This window comes from Craterilacuibacter sinensis (assembly GCF_009831765.1).
Classification (GTDB): Bacteria; Pseudomonadota; Gammaproteobacteria; order Burkholderiales; family Chromobacteriaceae; genus Craterilacuibacter; species Craterilacuibacter sinensis.
Window position 1 is genome coordinate 1 of sequence record NZ_WSSB01000021.1, and the last position, 24275, is coordinate 24275.

18 protein-coding genes and 1 pseudogene are annotated in these 24275 nt (G+C 60.2%); 13 read left to right on the forward strand and 6 right to left on the reverse strand.

Going from position 1 to position 24275, the window contains the following annotated elements; genetic code table 11:
* A pseudogene (locus tag GQF02_RS15280) lies at positions 1-315 on the forward strand (transposase); the annotation flags it as partial.
* A gap of 401 nt (positions 316-716) precedes the next feature.
* Here the strand turns inward: GQF02_RS15280 and GQF02_RS15285 are convergent.
* Entirely contained in the window at positions 717-3533 is a 2817-nt protein-coding gene (locus GQF02_RS15285) for a valine--tRNA ligase (protein WP_160798309.1), read from the reverse strand.
* Between the two features lie 288 nt (positions 3534-3821).
* Here GQF02_RS15285 and sstT point away from each other — a divergent pair, with 288 nt between their 5' ends.
* Entirely contained in the window at positions 3822-5057 is a 1236-nt protein-coding gene (sstT, locus tag GQF02_RS15290) for a serine/threonine transporter SstT (RefSeq protein ID WP_160798311.1), read from the forward strand.
* Between the two features lie 66 nt (positions 5058-5123).
* Here the strand turns inward: sstT and GQF02_RS15295 are convergent, their stop codons facing one another.
* Positions 5124-5948, reverse strand: coding sequence for an SDR family oxidoreductase (locus GQF02_RS15295; protein WP_160798313.1), 825 nt, complete (start codon positions 5946-5948; stop codon positions 5124-5126).
* Positions 5949-6045: 97 nt separating this feature from the next.
* Here GQF02_RS15295 and GQF02_RS15300 point away from each other — a divergent pair, with 97 nt between their 5' ends.
* From GQF02_RS15300 to GQF02_RS15325, 6 genes are all read left to right on the forward strand, one after another.
* Positions 6046-7023, forward strand: coding sequence for a TerC family protein (locus tag GQF02_RS15300; protein WP_328698635.1), 978 nt, complete (start codon positions 6046-6048; stop codon positions 7021-7023).
* A gap of 103 nt (positions 7024-7126) precedes the next feature.
* Entirely contained in the window at positions 7127-7360 is a 234-nt protein-coding gene (locus tag GQF02_RS15305; RefSeq protein WP_124734316.1) for an exodeoxyribonuclease VII small subunit, read from the forward strand.
* On the forward strand, positions 7350-8246 hold the full coding sequence (locus GQF02_RS15310) for a polyprenyl synthetase family protein (protein WP_160798315.1): 897 nt from the start codon (positions 7350-7352) through the stop codon (positions 8244-8246). Before GQF02_RS15305 ends, GQF02_RS15310 begins: the two co-directional genes overlap by 11 nt.
* A gap of 10 nt (positions 8247-8256) precedes the next feature.
* A complete protein-coding gene (dxs, locus tag GQF02_RS15315) occupies positions 8257-10116 on the forward strand; it encodes a 1-deoxy-D-xylulose-5-phosphate synthase (protein ID WP_160798317.1) in 1860 nt (619 codons plus the stop codon).
* A gap of 15 nt (positions 10117-10131) precedes the next feature.
* A complete protein-coding gene (locus tag GQF02_RS15320; protein WP_160798319.1) occupies positions 10132-11409 on the forward strand; it encodes an MgtC/SapB family protein in 1278 nt (425 codons plus the stop codon).
* A gap of 177 nt (positions 11410-11586) precedes the next feature.
* Entirely contained in the window at positions 11587-12171 is a 585-nt protein-coding gene (locus tag GQF02_RS15325; protein WP_160798321.1) for a hypothetical protein, read from the forward strand.
* Between the two features lie 79 nt (positions 12172-12250).
* Here the strand turns inward: GQF02_RS15325 and typA are convergent, their stop codons facing one another.
* Positions 12251-14059 carry a translational GTPase TypA gene (typA, locus tag GQF02_RS15330; protein WP_124734321.1) on the reverse strand — a complete coding sequence of 603 codons (1809 nt, stop codon included), beginning with the start codon at positions 14057-14059 and terminating at the stop codon, positions 12251-12253.
* A 156-nt stretch (positions 14060-14215) separates the two neighbouring features.
* Between typA and GQF02_RS15335 the strand changes: the two genes are divergently transcribed.
* Entirely contained in the window at positions 14216-15130 is a 915-nt protein-coding gene (locus tag GQF02_RS15335; RefSeq protein WP_160798323.1) for a hypothetical protein, read from the forward strand.
* A 144-nt stretch (positions 15131-15274) separates the two neighbouring features.
* Here the strand turns inward: GQF02_RS15335 and GQF02_RS15340 are convergent, their stop codons facing one another.
* Entirely contained in the window at positions 15275-16270 is a 996-nt protein-coding gene (locus tag GQF02_RS15340; protein WP_328698636.1) for an NAD(P)H-quinone oxidoreductase, read from the reverse strand.
* Between the two features lie 32 nt (positions 16271-16302).
* Here GQF02_RS15340 and GQF02_RS15345 point away from each other — a divergent pair, with 32 nt between their 5' ends.
* The 4 genes from GQF02_RS15345 to GQF02_RS15360 all read left to right on the forward strand — a co-directional run bounded on the left by GQF02_RS15345 (position 16303) and on the right by GQF02_RS15360 (position 21741).
* Entirely contained in the window at positions 16303-18732 is a 2430-nt protein-coding gene (locus GQF02_RS15345; protein ID WP_160798327.1) for a heavy metal translocating P-type ATPase, read from the forward strand.
* The gene (gene ccoS, locus GQF02_RS15350) at positions 18732-18911 is read left to right on the forward strand and encodes a cbb3-type cytochrome oxidase assembly protein CcoS (protein WP_124734324.1); all 180 of its coding nucleotides are present in this window, start codon (positions 18732-18734) and stop codon (positions 18909-18911) included. Before GQF02_RS15345 ends, ccoS begins: the two co-directional genes overlap by 1 nt.
* A gap of 154 nt (positions 18912-19065) precedes the next feature.
* Entirely contained in the window at positions 19066-20334 is a 1269-nt protein-coding gene (locus GQF02_RS15355) for a NupC/NupG family nucleoside CNT transporter (RefSeq protein ID WP_220789518.1), read from the forward strand.
* Positions 20335-20427: 93 nt separating this feature from the next.
* The gene (locus tag GQF02_RS15360; protein WP_160798331.1) at positions 20428-21741 is read left to right on the forward strand and encodes an MFS transporter; all 1314 of its coding nucleotides are present in this window, start codon (positions 20428-20430) and stop codon (positions 21739-21741) included.
* Positions 21742-21756: 15 nt separating this feature from the next.
* Here the strand turns inward: GQF02_RS15360 and tilS are convergent, their stop codons facing one another.
* Both tilS and GQF02_RS15370 read right to left on the reverse strand, forming a co-directional pair.
* Positions 21757-23076, reverse strand: coding sequence for a tRNA lysidine(34) synthetase TilS (gene tilS, locus GQF02_RS15365; protein ID WP_235930223.1), 1320 nt, complete (start codon positions 23074-23076; stop codon positions 21757-21759).
* Positions 23048-24013 carry an acetyl-CoA carboxylase carboxyltransferase subunit alpha gene (locus GQF02_RS15370; protein ID WP_124734327.1) on the reverse strand — a complete coding sequence of 322 codons (966 nt, stop codon included), beginning with the start codon at positions 24011-24013 and terminating at the stop codon, positions 23048-23050. Before GQF02_RS15370 ends, tilS begins: the two co-directional genes overlap by 29 nt.
* Between the last annotated feature and the right edge of the window lie 262 nt (positions 24014-24275).

Sequence of the window (24275 nt, forward strand, 5' to 3'; positions counted from 1 at the left end):
AAGTCGTTTGCCAGCGCCGAACAGTTGGCTGCCTATCTCGGTCTGGTGCCGGTTGAACGCTAATCCGGCACCTCGCTGCTCGGCCGTACCAAGCTATCCAAAGCCGGTCCAGCCCGTGTTCGCGCCGTGCTCTACATGGCTGCGATTGTTGCAACCAAATACAACCCGCACGTCAAAGCACTATACGAACGCCTACTGCAACGAGGCAAGACCAAGATGTCAGCCTTGGGCGCCGCGATGCGTAAGCTGGTACATCGGTGCTTTGGCGTGCTTAAAACCCGCCAAGCCTATCAATCGGACTACTTGACCGCATGATGGGCAAGACGGTATCTACCCTGCGACCCAGTTCTACACATCACCAACAAAAATGGGAAGCAACCCTCCCCGTAGGCGCGAGCCGCGGCTAAGTTGGCCGCCAAGGTTTTAAGCCGCCCTTTGTCTGAGCGATTCGACGCTAGCGAATCGCGAGTTGGGCGGCGCCTTGGCGGGCGGCTTTGGCGCGGGGTTTCGAAGCGGCTTCGGGTCGCCTTTTCTTTCGGCCATTTCTTTTGCCGAAACAAAAGAAATGGCCCCGTCCGCCGCGCGGAAGCGGCAATAAAAACGTCCGCGCAGCGGACACAAAACCCGAGCACAACCTAGCCAACCCGCAATGGTGACATCGCCAATAAAAAACCCGCCCTCGACGAGGACGGGTTTTTCGATACAGCGGTTAACGCTTAGGCGAGCTTGGCCAACTGCGCCTTAAGCTTGTCCAGCTTGTCGCTGAATTCAGCCAGTTGCGCCTTGTCGCGCTCAACCAGATGCGCCGGCGCCTTGTCGATATAGCCCGGCTTCTCCAGCTTGCCGTTCAGACGCATCAACTCGGCTTCGGTCTTGCCGATTTCCTTGTTGATACGCGCGCTTTCGGCGGCCTTGTCGACCTCCACCTTCAGCATCATGCGTGCATTGCCCGAGATGGCGACCGGTGCATCGCTATCGGCCGGCAATGCGGTGACAATCGACGCTTCCGAGATGCGGCACAACAACTTGATGTAAGGCAGGAAGTCGGCGCAGTCGTCGGCACCTTCGACAAACAGCGGCGCTTTCACCGCCGGGCCGAGGTTCATTTCGCCGCGCAGATTGCGCACCGCGTTGACCATGTCCTTGAAAGCCTCCATGCGCGCATTGGATGCGGCATTGATTTTTTCAGGCACAGCCACCGGCCAGGCTGCGATCACGATGGATTCGCTGTTCTTGGCGTTGGCCAAAGGCGCAACGGTCTGCCACAGCTCTTCGGTGATGAACGGCATGATAGGGTGCGTCAGACGCAGCGCCACTTCCAGCACGCGCACCAGGGTGCGGCGGGTGGCGCGTTGCTGCGCTTCGTTGCCGTTTTGCAGCTGAACCTTGCTCAGCTCCAGATACCAGTCGCAGTACTCGTTCCACACAAACTCGTAGATCACCTGCGCAGCGAGGTCGAAGCGGTAGGTTTCCAGCGCCTGGGTGACATCGGCTTCGGCCTGCTGCAAGCGGCCGATGATCCACTGGTCGACGAAGCTGTATTCCAGCGGCAGGGTTTCGTCCTGGCCGCAGTCCTTGCCCTCGACGTTCATCATCACGTAGCGGGTGGCGTTCCACAGCTTGTTGCAGAAGTTGCGGTAGCCTTCGGCACGCTTGAAGTCGAAGTTGACCGAACGGCCAAGCGACGCGTAGCTGGCCATGGTGAAGCGCAGCGCGTCGGTGCCGTAGGCCGGGATGCCTTCGGGGAACAGCTTTTCGGTGGCCTTGGCGATCTGCGGGGCCTTTTCCGGGCGGCGCAGGCCGGTGGTGCGCTTCTCGGTCAGGCGTGGCAGGTCGATGCCGTCGATCAGGTCGACCGGGTCGATCACGTTGCCCTCGGACTTGGACATCTTCTTGCCTTCGTGATCGCGCACGATGCCGTGGATGTAGACGTCCTTGAACGGAACCTTGCCCAGGAAATGGGTGGTCATCATGATCATCCGGGCAACCCAGAAGAAGATGATCTCGTAGCCGGTGACCAGCACCTGCGACGGCACGAAGGCCTTGAGTTCCGGCGTCTCGTTCGGCCAGCCCAGGCTGGAGAACGGCACCAGTGCCGACGAGAACCAGGTGTCGAGCACATCTTCGTCGCGACGCAGGGTCTTGCCCGGTGCCTGTGCCTGTACTTCTTCCAGCGTGCGCCCGACATAGGCCTTGCCGTCTTCGTCGTACCAGGCCGGGATCTGGTGGCCCCACCACAGCTGGCGGCTGATGCACCAGTCCTGGATGTTGTTCATCCACTGGTTGTAGGTGTTGACCCAGTTTTCCGGCACAAAGCGCACTTCGCCCGATTCCACCGCGTCGATGGCCTTCTGGGTGATGCTCTTGCCGGTGGCATCGCCCTCGCCCACCTTGGTCATGGCGACAAACCACTGGTCGGTCAGCAAAGGTTCGATCACCGAACCGGTACGATCGCCACGCGGCACCATCAGCTTGTGCGGCTTGGTTTCAACCAGAAGGCCAGCGGCTTCCAGATCGGCCAGCATCGCCTTGCGGGCCTCGCTGGTGGACAGGCCTGCGTAGGCAGCCGGCAGGTCGAAACCGCCCTGCGCACTGCCGTCAAAGCCGAACACCTGTGCCTTGGCCAGCATGGTGGCTTCCAGGCTCATCACATTGATCAGCTGCGTGTTGTGGCGCTTGCCGACCTGATAGTCGTTGAAGTCGTGTGCCGGCGTGATCTTGACGAAGCCGGTACCGAAGGCGGCATCGACATAGTCGTCGGCAATCACCGGAATGGTGCGGCCGGTCAGCGGCAGCTCGAGCTGCTTGCCCAACAGGTGCTGGTAGCGCTCGTCGCTCGGGTTGATGGCGACGGCGACGTCACCCAGCAGCGTTTCCGGACGGGTGGTGGCAACCACGACCACATCGTCGGAGCCGACCACCGGATAGCGGATATGCCACATCTTGCCGTCTTCTTCCTCGGAAATCACTTCGAGGTCGGACACGGCGGTGCCCAGTTTCGGGTCCCAGTTCACCAGGCGCTTGCCGCGGTAGATCAGGCCCTGTTCGAACAGGCGCACGAAGACTTCGGTCACCGCGGTCGACATCTTGTCGTCCATGGTGAAGTATTCCTTGTCCCAGTCCACCGAGCAGCCGACGCGGCGCATCTGGCTGGTGATGGTGCCGCCGGACTTTTCCTTCCACTCCCACACCTTGCCGATAAACGCGTCGCGGCCCAGGTCGTGGCGCGACACGCCCTGCTCGGCCAGCTGGCGCTCCACCACGATCTGGGTAGCGATACCGGCGTGGTCGGTGCCCGGCACCCACAGCGTGTTGTCGCCCTTCATGCGGTAGTAGCGGGTCAGGCCATCCATGATGGTCTGGTTGAAGGCGTGGCCCATGTGCAGCGTGCCGGTGACGTTCGGCGGCGGCAGCTGGATGCAGAAGGAAGGCTTGGCGGTATCCATGCTCGGCTTGAAGTAGCCGGCCTGATTCCAGGTGTCGTACCAGCGGCGCTCGATGTCGCCCGGTTCAAAGCTTTTGGCAAGTTCCATGGTCGTGTCAGGTGTCTAGTGAAAACGCAAAAAAATGACGCCAATTATAGCGCACCGCAGCGTGCCCCGTCTTGCCGGCACAGCGGACACACCATGCCGCGTAGCGACTTGTCTTAAGGCGACAAAAAACAATCGAATGTATACAAGCACTTCCAAGGCATGCACTTTTGCGGCTAGACTGGCCTTCCCATCCATCTGGAATCAAGACCGGCACAGTCCGGCCATCCGGAGAACGACAACAACAGGCTTGCGCCGCCATGCAGCACAAGCCGGGTACAAAGGAAAAACATGCATCGCCTGATCCGCTATATCACGCAGGGTTCTCTGGTCAGCCAGATCCTGCTCGGCCTCATCGCCGGCGTAGCCCTCACCCTGGTAGCACCGGAAGCCGCCAAATCGGCAGGACTATTGGGTTCGCTGTTTATCAGCGCCCTGAAAGCGGTAGCACCGATACTGGTGTTTGTGCTGGTGGCCGCTTCTATTGCCAACCATAAAAAAGGCCAGCCCACCCATATTCGTCCGATTCTGGTGCTGTACCTGCTGGGCACCTTCTCCGCTGCGCTGGTGGCGGTGATGATGAGCTTTGCCTTTCCGACCATGCTGACACTGGTGTCGCATAGCGGTGAACTGTCGCCCCCAGGCGGCATCTCCGAAGTCCTCAAGACCCTGCTCATGAATGTGGTCGACAATCCGGTCAATGCGTTACTGACCGCCAACTTTGTCGGCATTCTGGCCTGGGCCATCGCACTGGGCATTGCGCTGCGCCATGCGTCGGACACCACCAAGCTGGTGGTGCATGACCTTTCCTATGGCATCACCTTCATCGTGCACATCATCATCCGCTTTGCCCCGCTGGGCATTTTCGGCCTGATTGCCTCCACGCTGGCCACCACCGGTTTTGGTGCACTGTGGGGCTATGCCCAGTTGCTGGCGGTTCTGATAGGCAGCATGCTGCTGGTTGCACTGGTGCTCAACCCGCTGATCGTGTACTGGAAAATACGTAAAAATCCGTTCCCGCTGGTTTTCACCTGCCTGAAAGAAAGCGGCATCACCGCCTTCTTTACCCGCAGCTCGGCCGCCAATATTCCGGTAAACATGGAGCTGTGCGAGAAGCTGGGTCTGCATGAAGATACCTACGCGGTCTCCATCCCGCTTGGTGCCACCATCAATATGGCCGGCGCGGCCATCACCATCACCGTACTGACGCTGGCCGCAGTGCATACGCTGGGCATCGTGGTAGATGTACCAACCGCACTGCTGCTCTCTGTTGTTGCTGCCGTGTGCGCCTGCGGTGCCTCCGGTGTCGCTGGCGGCTCGCTGCTATTGATCCCGCTGGCTTGCAGCCTGTTCGGCATCTCCAACGATATCGCCATGCAGGTGGTCGCCGTCGGCTTCATCATCGGCGTACTGCAGGACTCGGCCGAGACCGCGCTGAATTCGTCCACCGATGTGCTGTTCACCGCCGCCGCCTGTATCGCAGGTGAGGACAAGCTGCCATCCGGCGCAATCAGCAGCCAGAGCTAAGCGCCAACTACCAGAAAAACGCCCCGTCAGGCTCAGCCTGACGGGGCGTTCTGCATGGCAAGGCGCTCAGGCAGCGCGCCCGAGCAGCGCATCCAGCACCCGCGTCGGCAGGATGCGCTTCAAAAACCAGAACAGATGGGTCGGCACCGTCACCCGGTAACGAGCTGCGGGCCGCTTCGCCGCCAGCGCCTTAAACACGGCATCCAGCACCGCCGACTCGGGCAGGGTAAACGGCGCAGCCGGGCCCGGCTTTTGCAGCCGCGCCAACTGCGCCTCATAAGCCGCGCGATGGCAGCTTGCCTCGATATCGATATTTTGCAGAAATTTTGCCAGTGCATTAGGGCGAAAGCGGCTGACAATCGGCCCTGGCTCGATCAAGCTGACATGGATGCCGCTACCCAAGAGCTCCAGCCGCAGCGTATCGCACAAGCCTTCCATCGCATATTTGCTGGCGTTATACGCACCCCGGTACTTCATCGCGGCAAAACCCAGTACCGAACTGTTATAGAGAATGCGGCCGTGCCCTTGAGCGCGCATCACCGGCAGCACGGCATTCATCAGCTCCCATGCACCAAACAGATTGGTTTCAAACTGCGCACGCATGGCAAAACGGCGCACATCCTCGCAAGCACCGGGCTGGCCGTAACCGGCATTATTAAATAGCGCATCAAGGGTGCCACCGGTACGGGACAGCACTTCGGCGACACAGGCATGGATGCTGGCACTGTCATCCACATCCAGATGGAGCGCCTCCAGCCCCTCGCCGGCAAGGCGGGCCACATCACCGGCCTGACGGCAGGTGGCAAAAACACGCCAGCCACGGCTTTTAAGGCCATGCGCCACCGCATAACCGATGCCGCTTGAGCAGCCGGAAATCAGAATAGTTTTCATCTCTTTACAATCTATGCATTTTTGCTACTAGCCAGAGCGCGCACACTACACCAAAATACGCCTTTGCTGCACAAAGCATTCACACAGGAATTCCACTATGCAACAGGCCATGCCGGATATCGGCTCGCCCTTCTTTTACGGCGTATTTTTCATCGCCGTGCTTATCATGCTGGCGGTCGACATTGTCGCACTCAATAAAAAAGGCGCGCACAAGGTGGGCGTCAAGGAGGCGCTGGCCTGGTCCTGCGTCTGGGTCACGGTTGCGCTATCGTTCGCGGCCTGGCTGTACTGGGACCTCAAGCTGGACCCGGCCTTCGGCCCGGCCATCGCCCATGAAAAAACGCTGGAGTTCCTCACCGGCTATGTGATCGAAAAATCGCTGGCCGTCGACAACATCTTCGTGTTCCTGATGATTTTCGCCTACTTCAAGGTGCCGCCCGAGTATCAGCGCCGCGTGCTGGTCTATGGCGTGTTCGGTGCCATCATCCTGCGCGCCGTGATGGTGGGCGTAGGGGCGGCACTGGTGAAGGAATTCGCCTGGGTGCTGTATATCTTCGGCGCTTTCCTGGTGTTTACCGGCCTGAAAATGATGCTGCCGGAGAAGGAAGAAGCCGCTGACCTGGCCGACAACCCTATCCTCAAGTTCCTGCGCCGCCATATCCGCATGACCGACCAGATGCACGGCGAAAAATTCTTTATCGTCAAGGATGGCCTGCGCTACGCCACACCGATGTTCCTGGTGCTGGTGATGATAGAGTTGTCGGATGTAGTGTTTGCCGTCGACAGTATCCCGGCCATTTTCGCCGTCACCACCGACCCGTTTATCGTGCTGACTTCGAATATTTTCGCCATTCTCGGCTTGCGCGCGATGTACTTCCTGCTGGCGGATGTGGCTGACCGCTTCCATCTGCTCAAATACGGCCTCGCCGTAGTGCTGACTTTTATCGGCGTCAAGATGTTGATCGTCAAGGTATTCCATATTCCAACGGCGATTTCACTCAGCGTTGTATTTGTCGTCATCATCGGCTCGGTCCTGCTCTCGCTGGCCTTCCCCAAGCGCGAACACACGGCTTAAGCCACGCGACACGCAGCCGCAGGCAACGCCCCTTGCTAGGCAGGACGGGGCGTTGCCCCTACAATAGGCGGCAAAATCGTATTGATGCACAAGGAATGACGAAATGGCCAGAGCCGCCAAAACCGCTGCCAGTTTCGAAAGCGCCCTCGCCCAGCTGGAAGAAATCATTCAGGCCATGGAAAGCGGCGACATGCCACTGGAGGGCGCGCTGGCGTCCTACAAGCAAGGTACCGAACTGATCAAGTTCTGCCAGGCCAAGCTGGCCGACGCCGAGCAGCAGCTCAAAGTATTGGAAAACGACGAACTCAAGCCGCTGGTCCTGCCCGATGCAAGCTGAAAACTTTAGCCACTGGATGACCTGCGTACAGCAGGAGATGGAGCTGACGCTGGCCAGGCTGTTGCCGGATGCCGCCCATGCGCCGCAAACCCTGCACAGTGCCATGCGCTACAGCACGCTGGAAGGCGGCAAGCGTGCCCGGCCTTTGCTGGTCTACGCCGCCGGCGAACTGTGCGGCGCCAGCGCAGACAATCTGGCGCGCATCGCCGCTGCCGTCGAACTGGTCCATGTTTACTCGCTGGTGCACGACGATATGCCGTGCATGGACGATGATGTGCTGCGCCGCGGCAAGGCAACCTGCCATGTGGCGTTTGACGAAGCCACTGCGCTGCTGACCGGCGATGCCTTGCAAACCCTGGCCTTCGATCTGCTGTCGCAGCCTATGGCCGGCATAGAACCCGCCACCCAGCTTGCGCTGGTGCAGACACTGGCACGCGCGTCGGGCCACGCCGGCATGGCTGGCGGCCAGGCCATCGATCTGGCCAGCGTCGGCCTGGAGCTGTCGCTGCCCGAGCTGGAATATATGCACCTGATGAAGACCGGCGCGCTGATTCGCGCGGCGGTCATGCTGGGCGCACAAGCCGGCACGCCTTTATCCAGCGATGAGCTGGCGCGCCTGGACCACTTCGCCAAGTGCATCGGCCTCGCCTTCCAGGTGGTTGACGATGTGCTGGATGTCGACGCCGATAGCCAGGCACTAGGCAAAACAGCCGGCAAGGATGCCGCCAACGATAAACCGACTTACGTCAGCCTGATGGGACTTGCCCGTGCACGCGAATTTGCCCGTGAACTCTCCAGTGATGCCTTTGACGCGCTCGAACCCTTCGCCGGCAAAGCCGCAAGACTCAGGGAGCTTGGCCGCTACATCGTCGAGCGCTCTTTCTGAACAGCAACAGATGACCACAACTGCCCTGCTTGACACCATAGACACACCGGCCGACCTGCGCCGCCTGACACGCACCCAGTTGCCGCAACTGGCACGCGAGCTGCGCGCCTTCCTTTTGGACTCGGTCAGCCAGACCGGCGGCCATCTGGCCTCCAACCTGGGCAGTATCGAGCTGACCATTGCCCTGCACTATGTATTCAACACACCGGACGACAGGCTGGTCTGGGACGTGGGCCACCAGACCTACCCGCACAAGATCCTGACCGGACGGCGTGCCCGCATGGGCAGCATGCGCCAGAAAGACGGCCTCGCGGGCTTTCCCAAACGCGAAGAATCGCCCTACGACACCTTCGGCGTCGGCCACAGCTCCACCAGCATAGGCGCCGCACTGGGCATGGCAGTGGCCGCCAAGGCACAGAAGATAGACCGCAGCTGTGTGGCCATTATCGGTGACGGCGCACTGACCGCAGGTCAGGCCTTCGAGGCGCTTAACAGCGCCGGTGCCATGGACACCAATTTGCTGGTGGTGCTTAACGACAACGATATGTCGATCTCGGCCAATGTCGGCGCGCTCAACAACTATCTGGCCAAGCTTTTGTCCAGCCGCTTTTACAGCAGCGTACGCGAAGGCTCAAGCAAGGTGCTGGGCATTGTGCCGCCGGTACGCGAGCTGGCAAGCAAGGTCGAAGAACACGTCAAGGGCATGCTGACCCCGAGCACCCTGTTCGAGGCTTTCGGCTTCAACTATATCGGCCCGATAGATGGCCATGATCTCGACACGCTGGTCGAAACGCTGAAGAACATCAAGAGCCTGAAAGGCCCGCAGTTCCTGCACATCGTCACCAAGAAGGGTCAGGGCTACAAGCTGGCGGAAAAAGACCCGATCGCCTATCACGGTGTCTCCCGCTTCGACCCGGAAAGCGGCCTTGCCGCCGGCAAAAGCGGTGGCAAGCCCAGCTACACCCAGGTATTCGGTGACTGGCTGTGCGATATGGCGAAAAAAGACCACCGCCTGATCGGCATCACCCCGGCCATGAGCGAGGGCTCGGGCATGGTGCGCTTTGCACGCGAGCATGCCGAGCGCTTCTTCGATGTCGCCATTGCCGAACAGCACGCGGTGACCTTCGCCGCCGGTATGGCTTGCGACGGTATGAAGCCTGTGGTCGCCATCTACTCAACCTTCTTGCAGCGCGGCTATGACCAGCTGATCCATGATGTGGCGCTACAAAACCTGCCAGTGGTGTTCGCCATCGACCGCGCCGGTCTGGTCGGCGCCGACGGCCCGACCCATGGCGGCGCGTTTGACTTGTCCTTCCTGCGCTGCATTCCAAACATGACGGTGATGGCGCCATCCGACGAGAATGAGTGCCGCCAGATGCTGTATACAGCCTTCACCCTCGACACCCCGACTGCAGTGCGCTATCCGCGCGGTGCCGGCTGCGGCGCCGAAGTCATCAAGGACATGTGCGCTCTGCCGCTGGGCAAGGGGCGCCTGTTGCGCGAAGGCAAGTCTGGCATCGCCATCCTGGCTTTTGGCAGCATGGTCACGCCGGCGCTGGCTGCGGCCGAAGCGCTGGACGCCACCGTCGCCGACATGCGGTTTGTCAAACCGCTGGACACTGAACTGGTGCGCACGCTGGCGCAAGGCAACAGCCTGATCGTTACCGTGGAAGAAAACGTCATCATGGGCGGCGCAGGCTCGGCCTGCATCGAAGCCATGGAAGCCGCTCAGCTTGCCACGCAGGTCTTGCAACTGGGCCTGCCCGACGACTTTGTCGACCATGGCGACCACGCCCAGCAACTGGCATCCTGCGGCCTTGACGCTGCCGGCATCGAAGCATCCATACGCTTGCGGCTCAAACCGCAATAAAGACAGGGCGCAGCCATGGTCGATATACCCATCAACCACTGGCTGCGCCTTGCCGGTACCCCGTTCGAAACCCTGCCCCTATTCGCCACCAGCATTGCCATCGGCCTGTTTATCGGTATCGAGCGCGAGCGCAAGTCCGACACCATCGCCGGCATCCGCACCTTTGCCCTGACCGCCTTTCTCGGCACCTTGCTGGCCATGCTGGCACAGCGCACCCAGACCCTGTGGCTGCCGGCTATCGGCCTGATTCTGGTCGGCAGCCTGAGCTTTCTGCCCTCGCCCCCCGAGCGCCTGCGCGACTCGCGCACCACCACCCAAGCCGCGCTGTTTATCAGCTACGGTCTTGGCATACTGGTCTGGCACGAGGGAGTCCGGCTGGCCATCGCACTGGGCGTTCTGACCACCTTGCTGCTTTATCTCAAGCGCGAGCTGTCCAGCCTGTCGCACGAGCTGTCGCGGCGCGATCTATTGTCCATCCTGCAATTTTGCGCGCTGACCTTTATCATTCTGCCGCTGCTGCCCGACCAGAATTTCGGCCCTTACCGCGCCTTCAATCCGTATCAGGTGTGGCTGCTGGTCGTACTGATCGTGGGGGTCGGGCTGGCCGGTTTTCTGGCGCTGAAAATTTTCGGCACCCGCTTTGGCGCCACCATACTGGGCGTGATGGGCGGACTGGTTTCCTCCACCGCCACCACGCTGGTCTATGCCCGCGAAGCGCATGCCCGCCCGGCATCACTGGCACTGGCAAGCCAGGTCATTCTGCTGGCCAATCTGGTGCTGTTTGCCCGCCTGACGCTGGTGACGGCCGTGGTCATGCCCTCGGCCTTGCAGGCCGTGGCCACCTTGCTGCTGCCCGCCTTGCTATTGGGGCTGATTGCCACCGCGCTGATGCTGCGCGGTGGTGATGCGCCGCACCCGCAGCACACGCCCGAACTGCAAAACCCGACCCAACTGCGCCTGGCACTGGGCTTTGCCGCGCTATTTGCCGCAGTCCTGGTACTTAGCGCCTGGCTCAATGATTTATTCGGCAGCAAGGGCGTGTATTTTGTGGCCCTGATCAGCGGGCTGAATGATGTGGATGCCATTACCCTGACGCTGTACCAGATGCTGGGCAAGGCACAGATAGACGAACACAGCCTGATCGTCGCCATGCTGCTGGCCATCAGCGCCAATAGCGCCTTCAAGTTCGGCCTGATCGCCACTCTGGGCGGACGTACGCTGGCGCTGCGCTGTCTGCCGACCTTTGCCTCTACTCTGGTCGGCATGACCGCCGGCCTGCTGGTCCTGCTCTAGCGTCATCCAGCTACTCCCAGTCGTGCATTGTCAGCAAATCAGATTTTGCACACACTCAATTCATGCTTTATAAATAATACGAGCTGGGTAATTCATAAAGCCACTCACTTGTGTCGGCTGGTAGCTGGCATTTAGGCAATCAATCCGTCAAGCGCCATACCCGAAGAGGAACTACCCATGCAACTCAAAAAAATACTCAGCACATTGCTGCTGTCGCTAATGGCCAGTGTCGCCATGGCTACCAATGCCGGCGTTGCCTTTGCCACACTGCCGGGCAAGGCCATCGTCGCCGGCGAACTGAAGCTGGAGGCGACAGTGACGGCCATCGATACCGCCACCCGCACCCTGACCCTGCAAGGGACGAACGGTCAGCTGCGTCAAGTCGTAGCCGGTCCCGATGTACGCAACTTTGCGCAAATCAGGGTGGGTGACAAGGTTCAGGCTAAACTGCTCGAAGCGCTGACACTGGAACTCAAAAAGGGCGGTGCTGGCGTACGCACCCGCGTAGACACCGTGGAAGCGGGTCGTGCCGAAGAAGGCAGCGCGCCGGCTGGCGTGATCGCAAAGAAGACAACCGTGATGGCGGATGTGATCAAGGTAAACCTCAAAGCCCACACCATCGAACTTAAGGGAGTCTCGCGCAAGCTGACGCTGAAAATCGAGGATCCGGAGCAGCTCAAGCGGATCCAGGTGGGCGACCAGATCAAGGGCACTTATGTCGATGCGCTGGGCATTTCCCTGATCCCACAGGCGGCAAAGTGATACGCGCATAACCGGCCCTCTGCCCGGATATGAAAAAACCCGGTTCAATGAACCGGGTTTTTTTGCATCACCGTAACGATCAGGCGTTGCGGTTCTTGCGGCGCTCGTGCTCTTGCAGGAAGCGCTTACGCATACGGATGTTTTGCGGCGTGATTTCAACGATTTCGTCGTCGTCGATGAATTCGACAGCGGACTCGAGCGTCATCTTGATCGGCGTGGTCAGACGCACGGCTTCGTCGGTACCGGAAGCGCGCACGTTGGTCAGCTGCTTGCCCTTGAGCGGGTTCACCACCAGATCGTTGTCGCGGCTATGGATACCGATGATCATGCCTTCGTACAGCTTGTCACCTGGCGACACGAACATACGGCCGCGGTCTTCCAGCTTCCACAGGGCGTAGGCCACAGCCACACCGTTATCCTGCGAAATCAGCACACCGTTGTGACGGCCAGGCATATCGGCTTTAGCCGGTGCGTAATCATCAAATACATGGCTCATCAGGCCGGTACCACGGGTCATGGTCATGAAGTCGCCCTGGAAGCCGATCAGGCCACGCGCAGGGATATGGTACTCGAGGCGGGTACGACCCTGGCCATCGGATTCCATATTGGTCAGTTCGCCACGGCGACGACCCAGCTCTTCCATCACGGCGCCCTGGGTGGTGTCTTCCACGTCTACGGTCAGGTTTTCGTACGGCTCGCACTTCTCGCCATCGATGTCCTTGAACACGACACGTGGCTTACCCACGGCCATTTCGAAGCCTTCACGACGCATGTTTTCCAACAGAATGGTCAGGTGCAGTTCACCACGACCGGACACGCGGAAGATGTCCGCGTCTTCGGTGTCTTCCACACGCAGCGCAACGTTGGTCAAGAGCTCTTTGGTCAGGCGGTCGCGGATCTGGCGCGAAGTCACGAACTTGCCTTCGGTACCGGCCAGTGGCGAGGTGTTCACCATGAAGTCCATGGTCAGGGTAGGCTCGTCCACACCCAGCACCGGCATGCCGACAGGCGCGTCACGGTCGCAGATGGTCACACCGATACCGATATCGTCCAGACCGGAGATGGTGATGATGTCGCCGGCTTCGGCTTCTTCAACCGGCACGCGCTCCAGACCCTTGAAGCCCAACACCTGGTTGATGCGGCCTTGTGCAACCTGCTCTTCGTGGTTCATGACAACCACGACCTGACCCGGCTTGATACGGCCGTTCAGTACGCGGCCCAGACCCAGGCGACCGGTGTAGGTCGAGTAGTCCAGCGCGGAAATTTGCAGCTGCAGCGGAGCTTCAGGGTCGCCCGAAGGGGTCGGCACATGCTTGAGCACGGTTTCGAACAGCGGACGCATATTGTCCGACTCTTCTTCCAGTTCCAGCTTGGCAAAGCCGTTCAGGCCGGATGCGTAGATAATCGGGAAGTCGAGCTGCTCGTCGGTCGCGCCCAGCTTGTCGAACAGGTCAAACGTCTGGTCAACCACCCAGTCCGGACGTGCGCCCGGACGGTCGATCTTGTTGATCGCCACGATAGGACGCAGACCCAGCGCCAGTGCCTTCTTGGTCACAAAGCGGGTCTGTGGCATCGGGCCTTCAACGGCATCCACCAGCAGCACAACACCGTCTACCATGCCCAGTACGCGCTCTACTTCACCACCGAAGTCGGCGTGTCCCGGGGTGTCCACGATATTGATGTGTACGCCTTCATATTCGATGGCGGTATTCTTGGAAAGAATGGTAATGCCGCGTTCTTTTTCGAGGTCATTGCTGTCCATAACACGCTCGACAACCTGTTGGTTGTCGCGGAAAGTGCCGGACTGGCGAAGCAATTGGTCAACCAGAGTCGTCTTGCCGTGGTCAACGTGAGCGATAATAGCGATGTTGCGAATTTGTCGGGTCATTGTCTCTGCTTATACAGAAGTGGGGCGAAAAATTAGGGGGCGATGGTATCACGCATCGCGCGTTTCCCCAAATTTTCTATTCGCGTCAGGCAGATACCTGATCCGACATTAGATCCGGATACGCTCTGGCACCCCTAAAAACACAGGAAAAACATCATGTACGACTGGAATGCCCTTTGGCACCAACACGCAGGTTACCGTAGCGGTTTCAACCTCAAAACCCACAATCTGGCCGCCACCCAGGACATCAACACGCTGGCGGAACAGCTATCCGCCCGCCTGATCAAACCAGCCAAGAGCGAACACGACGTGGCCGTTTACGAAACTGACGGCCTGTTCATCCTTGCCGGCCACAATGACGGCTTGCAGTTACTGGAACTGAAAAAACACGAGATGTTCGACATCACCCTGCACTTTGTGACCGAGGGTGACGACAGCGAATGCACACTGCCCTGCATCGAGGTCACGGTAGACAATCTGGCGACTGGCGAAAACAGCCACTGGCGCACCGCGGTGAGCAAGGACAAGGATGGCAACATCCTGATCGGACGCGAGAAACTGGGCAGTGGCCTCGCCCCCATGATGCCGTTTGACGAGTTGTCCTTTACCGACAATGCGCGTTTTCGCGATGACCTCTATCACGCCTGGCAGCAGGAATTGCCTTTGCTTGCGCCGGAAATCGAAGCGTGGTTCGATCCTGAGCGCGTTGTTGCCACAGCCAGTGCCGCGCATGAGGCTCAAGCGGCCACAGACAGCCTGCATGGCGAAATGGATGCACGCACCCACGAAATGCTGGAGCGCTACGCCGAAATCATCCGCCGCGAGCAATTGCTGCTGTCGCGCCGTTTTGCCGACAACGAGCTGCAACTGATTGCTGCCGTACTCAAGGGCATACACTTTGAAGGCGCATCGGCTTGCCGCGGTCTGTGGCTGGCGGTAGAGGCGCGCATTCTGGATGAGGATCTGGATCACGAGCATCAGGTGGATGCCGAAGCCCTGCTGAGCAAGCTCAAGGCACTGTCCTACACCCAGGAAGTCGCCCTGATCGAGGCGCTGGCACCCGCCGCCTGATATAGCCGGAGTCAAGTACCCCTCACTTGCTCCGGCCAAAAAAATGGGCGACGTTGCCGTCGCCCGAATCCCATCCATACCAAATCAGAAAGCCTCATGCCTTCCGGGTACTAAGATAGCTGATAATAATTACAAAAGCATTAATCACGACACATCCAGCACCACTTTCCCCAGATTACTGTTGTCTTCCATATACAGATGCGCATCCGCCACCGCCGACAGCGGGTACACACTGTCCAGCGTTACCCTCAATTTTCCGTCAGCCAGTGCCGGCAAAATCGTCTCTTCCAGCGCCCGCGCCAGACGCGCACGCACGGCCAGTGGCTGGCTACGCAGCGTCGAACCCATAATGCGCAAACGCTTGACCAGCAGCAGCCCCAGATTCAGCTCGGCGCTGCGCCCGCCCATCACGCCTATTACCACCAGACGCCCGTCCGGATTGAGACAGGCCAGATTTTCGCGAAAATAACTGCCGCCTACCGGGTCCAGAATGACATCCACCCCACCCTGCGCCTTAAGCTGCGCGGCAAAAGCGGCATCGCGCCGGCCATTGAATACCTGAGTCGCCCCCAGACTGCGGCAAAATTCCAGCTTTTCATCGGCACTGGCACTGGCCAGCGCTTCGGCGCCTAGCAGGCACGCCAGCTGTATGGCGGCAGAGCCGACACCGCTGGCACCGGCATGTACCAAAAAGCGCTCTCCGGCTTGCAAGGCCGCCACTTCCACCAGATTCAGCCATGCCGTCATCCACACTTCAGGCAGGCTGGCCGCCTCCGCCCAGCTCATGGCATCCGGCTTGGGGATGGCCAGCGCCTCATCCAGCAAGGCATAGTCGGCATAACCGCCGCCCTGCAACAGGCCAAATACTGCGTCGCCAGGCTGAAAGCGCGACGGGCCGTTAATCTCGTCCACCACACCGGCGACTTCCAGCCCCAGAATCGGCGATGCCCCGGCAGGCGCCGGATAATGCCCTTCGCGCTGCACAATATCGGCACGATTCAGCCCGGCTGCCATCACCCGCACCCGCATCTGGCCTGCTGCCGGCACCGGCTTTTCGACCATGGAAATGGCCAGCGTACCGACGCCACCCGGCCCGCTTTGCACTACTGCACGCATCACCATGCCCACACCTCTACCCACCAGTTGATTCCAATTGGTTACAATAGCACGCAATGACTGAATCCTGCTTCCACTGCGCCTTGCCCGTTCCGGCAGGCTGCGACTATCCGATACGCTATCGCCAGCACAGCAAACCTGCCTGCTGCGCCGGCTGTCAGGCCGTTGCCCAGACCATTATCGATGCCGGTCTGGACGACTATTACCAGCATCGCAGCACTGAGGCGGGGCAGGCCGAAGCCTTGCCAGACGAGCTATTGCAGCAGATTCGCCTGTATGACAGCGAGTCCCTGCAACAAAGTTTTGTCCACGTTGAAGACGGGCACGTGCGCGAGGCCTCGCTGATACTGGAGGGCATCACCTGCGCCGCCTGCATCTGGCTGAACGAGCAGCATTTGCAGCGCCAGGACGGCATCTTGTCGGTCGACATCAACTACACCACCCATCGCGCCCGCGTGCGCTGGGACACAAGCCGCATCAAGCTGTCGCAAATTCTGGAGGCCATCGCCGCCATCGGTTATCGCGCCCATCCTTACGACGCAGCCCGCCAGGAAGCGCTGCAGCAAAAACAGCGCAAACAGGCGATCAACCGGCTCTGGGTGGCCGGCCTGTCGATGATGCAGGTGATGATGTATGCCGTACCGGTCTACCTTGCCCCGGATGGCGAAATCGAGCCCGACTTCCTGTGGATGCTGCACTGGGCCAGCCTGATCCTGACCCTGCCGGTGATGGTCTACTCGGCCGTTCCCTTTTATCAGGCCACCTGGCGCGATCTCAAGCGGCATCGGGTGGGCATGGATACGCCGGTGACCATAGGCATACTGACCACCTTCTTTGCCAGCCTGTATGCCCTGCTGAACCATATAGAACATGGCATTTACTTCGATTCGGTGTCGATGTTCGTTTTCCTGCTGCTGGGCGGGCGCTATCTTGAGGGCATTGCCAGGCGCGAGGCCGGCGCGGCGGCCGAAACGCTGGTCAAGCTGATTCCGGCCTTCGCCCATAAACTCAGCGCCTGGCCCGAATCGCGCGAGACCCACGAAGCGGCTGCCGCGACGCTATCTTGCGGCGATGTGCTGCTGATTCGCCCCGGCGAAACCGTTCCCGCCGACGCTTGCGTACTGGAGGGGCATAGCCAGTTAAACGAGGCACTGTTGACCGGCGAGAGCCGTCTGCTTGACAAGCAGGCAGGTGACGCGCTGATTGCCGGCAGCGTCAACACCGCCAGCCCTTTGTATGTGCGCATTACCGGTACCGGCCAGAATACGCGCTTGGCCAGCATTGTGCGCCTGCTGGATCAGGCTCTGGCCGAGAAACCGCGACTGGCAGAAATCGCCGACCGTTTCGCCGGCTGGTTTGTGCTGGCCTTGCTGCTGGCGGCGGTCGCGACCTTTGCCTGGTGGTATCCGCATGATCCCGAACACGCGCTATGGATTACCGTAGCCGTGCTGGTCATTTCCTGCCCTTGCGCCCTGTCGCTGGCCACGCCGGCTGCGCTGACAGCCGCCACCGGACGTCTGGCACTGGATGGCGTCCTCACCACCCGCGGCCATGCGCTGGAAGCCCTGGCCCGCGCCAGCGATGTGGTGTTCGACAAAACCGGCACCCTGACCCATGGTGATATGCGCCTGATTGCGACCCGGGCGCTGGACGGACGCGACCCTGCCAAACTGCTCGCATTGGCTGCCGGCCTCGAAACCGGATCGGAACACCCGATCGCGCGCGCCATACTGGCCGCCACACCGCAAGCCGCCCGGTGTGAACAACTGGACAACCATGCCGGCCAGGGTGTGCAAGGGATTGTTCAGGGGCAACGCTACCGCTTGGGCAAACCGGACTTTGTTGCCGCCCTGTCAGGCAGCGCCAGCATCAATAGTGCAGGCTGGCACGATGGCGCAACCGTAATTGCACTCGGCGACGAGCAGGGGGTGCTGGCGCTGTTTGCCATCGGCGACCGCGTGCGCGATGACGCCAAAGCCATGCTGACGGCACTCAAACAGGCAGGACTCAAAGTTCATTTGCTATCCGGCGATGCCCTGACTGCCTGCAGCAATCTGGCCGCGCAACTGGGCATAGACCATATCAAGGCGGAAGCGACACCGGAAGACAAGCTCGCCTATGTGCGCAAGCTGCAGACACAAGGATGCAAAGTCGTGATGCTGGGCGACGGCATCAATGACGCGCCGGTGCTGATGCAGGCCGACGTTTCCATCGCCATGGGTGGCGGCACCGATGTCGCGACCGCCAGCGGCGATATGATTCTGATGGGCGACCGGCTGGCCTTATTGCCGGATGCCTTCGCCCTCGCCCGCAAGACGCTGGCCATTATCCGGCAAAACCTGTGGTGGGCCGCCGCCTACAATCTGCTGGCCCTGCCACTGGCCATGAGCGGCCATGTCACGCCGTGGATCGCCAGCCTGGGCATGGCCTGCAGTTCGCTGGTGGTGGTAAGTAATGCACTGCGCCTGAACAAGAGGAAAAGCTGATGGAAAGCCTGTATTTACTGATACCCATGAGCCTGGTACTGGCTTTTCTGATCGGCGGCATTTTCTGGTGGGCAACGCGCGCCGGTCAGTTCGACGATCTGGAAGGACCGGCACACCGGGTGATGATGGATGACGATAGCGCGCATAGCACACCGGAAAAAGTTACGCCAAAAGAATGATTTACTAAAAATCACAAACGCAATGTACTAAAAGGATAAGGAAGAGCCTTCTTGCCGCTAAAGCGCATTACGCTTGGTGTAGAATCCGCCGTTTTTCCAAAACCCTTTTACGCACAGGCCACACCCAGTGAATACTCTCCAGGCAATCATTGGCATGCTGTTTCTGATCGGCGTTGCCTACGCGGCCTCCACCAACCGCAAGGCAATCAACTGGCGCACCGTTGGCGCCGGCTTGCTGATCCAGAGCGCGCTGTTCATCCTCATCACCTATGTACCGGCTGTCAACCAGGTCTTCAACGCGGTCGGTACCGGCTTTGCCAAGGTTCTGTCCTTTGCCAGCGAAGGCGCAACCTTCGTGTTCGGCGATCTGGCCCGCCCGGCAAAGATGGGCTTTATCTTCGCCTTTGTCGTGCTGCCGGTCATCATCTTCTTCTCGGCGCTGACCGCCCTGCTCTACCATCTGGGCATTCTGCAGCGCGTCGTGGCCGGCCTTGCCTGGTTCATGAAGCGCACCATGCGGCTGTCCGGACCGGAAAGCCTGACTGTTGCCGGCAATATCTTTCTGGGCCAGACCGAAGCGCCTTTGCTGATCCGCCCTTACATCAAGCACATGACCAAATCGGAACTGGCTTGCGTGATGGTTGCCGGCATGTCGACCCTGGCGGGCGGCGTACTGGCCGCTTATGTCAGTTTCCTTGGCGGTGACAACCCGGCCGAGCAGGCCCGCTTCGCCACCTTGCTGCTGACCGCTTCGTTTATGAATGCACCGGCGGCAGTCGTGTTCGCCAAGATCATGTTCCCGGAAACCGACTACGACCATGAGTCGGGCGACAAGCGCGAAGTCGAAGAAGCCGAAGACAGCACCTTTATCAGTGCCATTGTCGGCGGCGCACTGGACGGCACCAAGATGGCCTCGGCTATTGCCACCATTCTGATCGCCATCGTGTCGCTGATCGCCCTGTTCAACTTCCTGGTAATGGACGGCATCGGAGCGGCGCTGGGCGTCAACGAGATGATCAAGGCTTCGACCGGCGGCATCTTTGACGGCCTGACCCTGCAATATCTGTTCGGTCAGGTATTCCGCGTGTTCGCCTTTATGATGGGCGTAAGCTGGGCCGAAAGCCTGCAGGTTGGCTCCCTGATTGGCCAGAAAATCGTGCTGAACGAATTCATCGCCTATCTGGATCTGGCCAAGCTCAAGGAAGCCGGCACCCTGTCGCCACAGGCCATCCTGATCTCGACCTTCGCGCTATCGAGCTTCTCTAACTTCGGCTCGATCGGCATTTCGGTCGCAGGCATTGGCGCACTGGCGCCCACCAAGCAGAAAACGCTGGCAGAAATCGGTCTGCGTGCCCTCCTCGCTGCCGTGATGGCCGGCTTTATGACCGCAACCATCGCCGGCTTGTGGATGTCGATTTTCTGATAAAAAGCCACAGCCCGCGCAAAGCGTGGCTGACAAGACAAGCGGGAAGCGGCTACCATGCCCTTCCCGCTTTTTTAACGTCCGGACTCCCTTGTGCAGGCTTCCTTTTCGTTTTTTGCCACGCGGCGCTTTTTCCCGCTGTTCGGCACACAGTTTCTCGGCGCTTTCAACGACAACCTGCTGAAAACCGCCATTGTGGTGCTGATCAGCTATCAGGGGCTGTCGTTTGCCGGCATGAAGCCCGAGCAACTGGTCAATATCTGTGCCGGCGTTTTCATCCTGCCGTTTTTCCTGTTCTCGGCCAGTGCCGGCAAACTGTCGGAAAAAATCGACAAGGCCGTGCTTGCGCGCGCCATCAAGCTGGCCGAAGTCGGCATCATGCTGCTGGCCGGTGCCGGCTTTGTACTGTCATCCGCCGGCTTGCTGCTGGCCGCGCTGTTTCTGATGGGTGTGCATTCGGCCTTTTTCGGTCCGCTGAAATACTCGGTTCTGCCGCAATATCTGAAAGACGGCGAACTGGTCGGCGGCAACGGCCTGATTGAAATGGGCACCTTTCTTGCCATCCTGATCGGCCAGATCGGTGGCAGCCTGCTGGTACAAGGCGGCCCCTGGCCCATCGTCGCCACCACCTTTGCCGTGGCCATCGCAGGCCTGGGTATCAGCCGCGCCATGCCGCCGGCGCCGCCGGCCGCACCGGATATCCAACTGTCGGCCAATATCGCCGGCGACACGCTGACACTGATACGCGAAGCCTGGCAATTGCGCGATGTGCGCGCCGCCATACTCGGCATTTCCTGGTTCTGGCTGATGGGGGCGACTTACACCACCCAGTTGCCGACCTTCACCCGCCTGCATCTTGGCGGCGACGCCAATGTCTACACCTTGATGCTGGCGCTGTTTTCCATCGGCATCGGCGTGGGTTCGGTGGTGTGCGCCAAACTGTCGCAGGGGCGGCTGCAACTGGGGCTGGTTCTGATCGGCAGCCTGGGCATGAGCCTGTTCGGCGCAGATCTGGCACTTGCCGCACTGGGCCACTACCGTGGCGAACTGGTGGGTCTGGGGGACTATTTGCTGACACCGGGACACTGGCGGGTCATGATTGCCATCTCCGGCCTGGGATTTTTTGGCGGCTTTTTTACCGTGCCGCTTTACACCTGGCTGCAGCTGGCCAGCCCCGATGCCTTTCGTTCGCAAGCGATTGCCGCCAACAATATCATCAACGGCCTGTATATGGTGATCGCGGCACTGGCAAGTGCCGTGTGCCTGATGCTGGTCGACAATATCGCCATCCTGCTCTTGGGCGTAGCCTTGCTCAATATCCTGGCGACCTTGCATCTGGTCGCCTGCGCGCCGCGCATCTGGCACGAACGCTTTGGCTGGCTTAGACGTTTGCAGCGCCAGGCATAGCGCTGCACTTTTCGCTCAAGCAGGCGTCCACTGCGGCACCCAGCCGCCTGCTTGCAGATGATCAGACGATATGGCCACCCCCGGCACGGCGACCAGTTCCGTGCCGCGATACAAAAGTGGCCATTGTTCGCGCAGCAGCGGCGGCAAACCGGCCTCCTGCAGCAATGTCTTGACCGGCTTGCGCCCGACAGACTGCGCCAGACGCTCCCCGCCCTGGCGTGGCAACAGCCGCAGATCCCCGGCCAGCCAGTCCACAGGCAAGCCGCTGGATTTAAGCGTGAGCGACAAGCACCCCGCCCAGCCTAGCGGCAATACAGCTGAGCCAGGCATCAGGCCGGTCAGTTTGACTTCAGCGCACGCCGGGGATTGCCGGCATGCCCAGACTTCGCCGCGATAGCGCACCAAAGCACCCGAATCCAGCGCAAGACAAGGCGAAGCGGCCGCCGCCGCACCCAGCAACTGCTGACGGAAGTGTTCCAAAGCCGACGGTGCAGGCTGGCCAAGCGCCAATTGCTCGCACCAGTACGCCAATAATTGGCGCTGGCGCGCACAGGACAAGGCGGCAAAAGCCGGCATGGCCAAACGCCCCCCGGTCTTTACCGCAGCCAGATCGGCACACGCCACTTCGCGCAGGATATCGGCGGCATCGGCACACAAGGCGGCCGAACGGGCCAGATGCTGGCGGTAATGCGGAATCTGGCCCGCGATTTCGGGCAAGACCGCATGGCGCAGCAAATTGCGCCGCCAGCGCGTATCGGCATTGCTCTCGTCTTCCACCCACAGCAGATGATGCGCCTGGGCATAAGCTTCGATCTGGCTGCGCCGCACCGCCAGCATGGGGCGCCACAAACCGACTTTTTCATGCATGCGCCACACCGGCATGGCCGCCAGCGCGCGCGGCCCGCCCCCGCGCAGCAGTTGCAGCAACACGGTCTCGGCCAGATCATCCTGATGATGGGCCAGCACCAGCGCATCCGCGCTTGATGCGGCATAGACGCGATAACGCTCGCGCCGCGCCACGGCTTCCAGCGACTCGCCCCCGGACACCGACACCTGCACGCGCTCGATACGCAACTCGACCCCGTAAGACATGCAAACGGCCCGGCAGCGCTCGGCCCACGCGTCGGCATGGCGGCTCAGACCGTGATGCACATGCACAGCCGACAGGGCAAAGCCCAGCCGTGCACGCGCCTGCACCAGCAAGTCCAGCAGCACCATGGAGTCCATCCCGCCAGACAGGCCCAGCTCCAAACGACACTGGCCGGACAAGGCGTCCGGCCAGCTTTCTAGAAGGCGCTGCAGCAAATCAGGCGGCATCTTCCTTGTAGCGTCCATAACTCATCAACCGGTCAAAACGCGTTTTCAACAATTCGTCCAGACTGCGTGCAGTCAAGGCTTTAAGTTCTTCCTGCAACACCCGCTTCAGCGCCGCCATCATTGCGGCATGGTCGCGGTGTGCACCGCCAACCGGTTCGCTGACCACACGGTCGATCAGGCCCAGCGATTTCAGGCGATGCGCAGTAATGCCCAGCGCTTCCGCCGCATCCGGTGCGCGCTCGGCGGTCTTCCACAAGATGGAAGCACAGCCTTCAGGCGAAATCACCGAGTAGGTCGCGTATTGCAGCATATTGACACTGTCGCCGACCGCAATGGCCAGCGCCCCGCCTGAACCGCCCTCGCCGATCACCGTGCAGATCACCGGCACGCGCAGCTTGGCCATCTCGTACAGATTGCGGCCGATGGCTTCGGACTGGCCGCGCTCTTCGGCACCGATACCCGGATAGGCGCCCGGCGTGTCGATAAAGGTGATCACCGGCATGCCGAATTTTTCGGCCAGCTTCATCAGGCGCAAAGCCTTGCGATACCCTTCCGGCCTTGGCATGCCGAAATTGCGGTGAATATTATCCTTGGTGCCGCGCCCTTTTTGCTGGCCGATCACCATCACCGCCTGGCCATTAAAGCGCGCCATGCCACCCACGATCGCATGATCATCGGCAAAAGCGCGATCGCCATGCAGCTCCTGAAAATCAGTAAAGATACTGTTCAGATAATCCAGGGTGTAAGGGCGCTGCGGGTGACGTGCGACCTGCGACACCTGAGCCGGCGTCAGCTTGGCATACAAGGACTTGGTCAGCTCCAGGCTTTTCTTTTGCAGGCGCTCTATTTCATCAGAAATATCCAGCACGGAATCATCCTGCACGAAGCGCAGCTCTTCTATTTTGTTCTCGAGCTCGGCAATTGGCTGCTCAAAATCGAGAAAGGTCGTCTTCATTCTTGCTTCTTCCTTATATGCGGAACCGGCAAATGATACCGTCGACCGGCGTCAACGTCACTATTCGTGTCGGACAAGATGCAGGACGCAGCCGGTTAATTCCCCAAACACCGCACAAAATAGAATTAATTTCGCAATAGGGCTTGCGCGGCAAATCATCCTATGGTTTAATTCGCCTCCTCAGTTGCACTGCAAACAAAACAGCAGACAACGGAACAGAATTTCAGGGCGCTTAGCTCAGTTGGTAGAGCGTCTGCCTTAC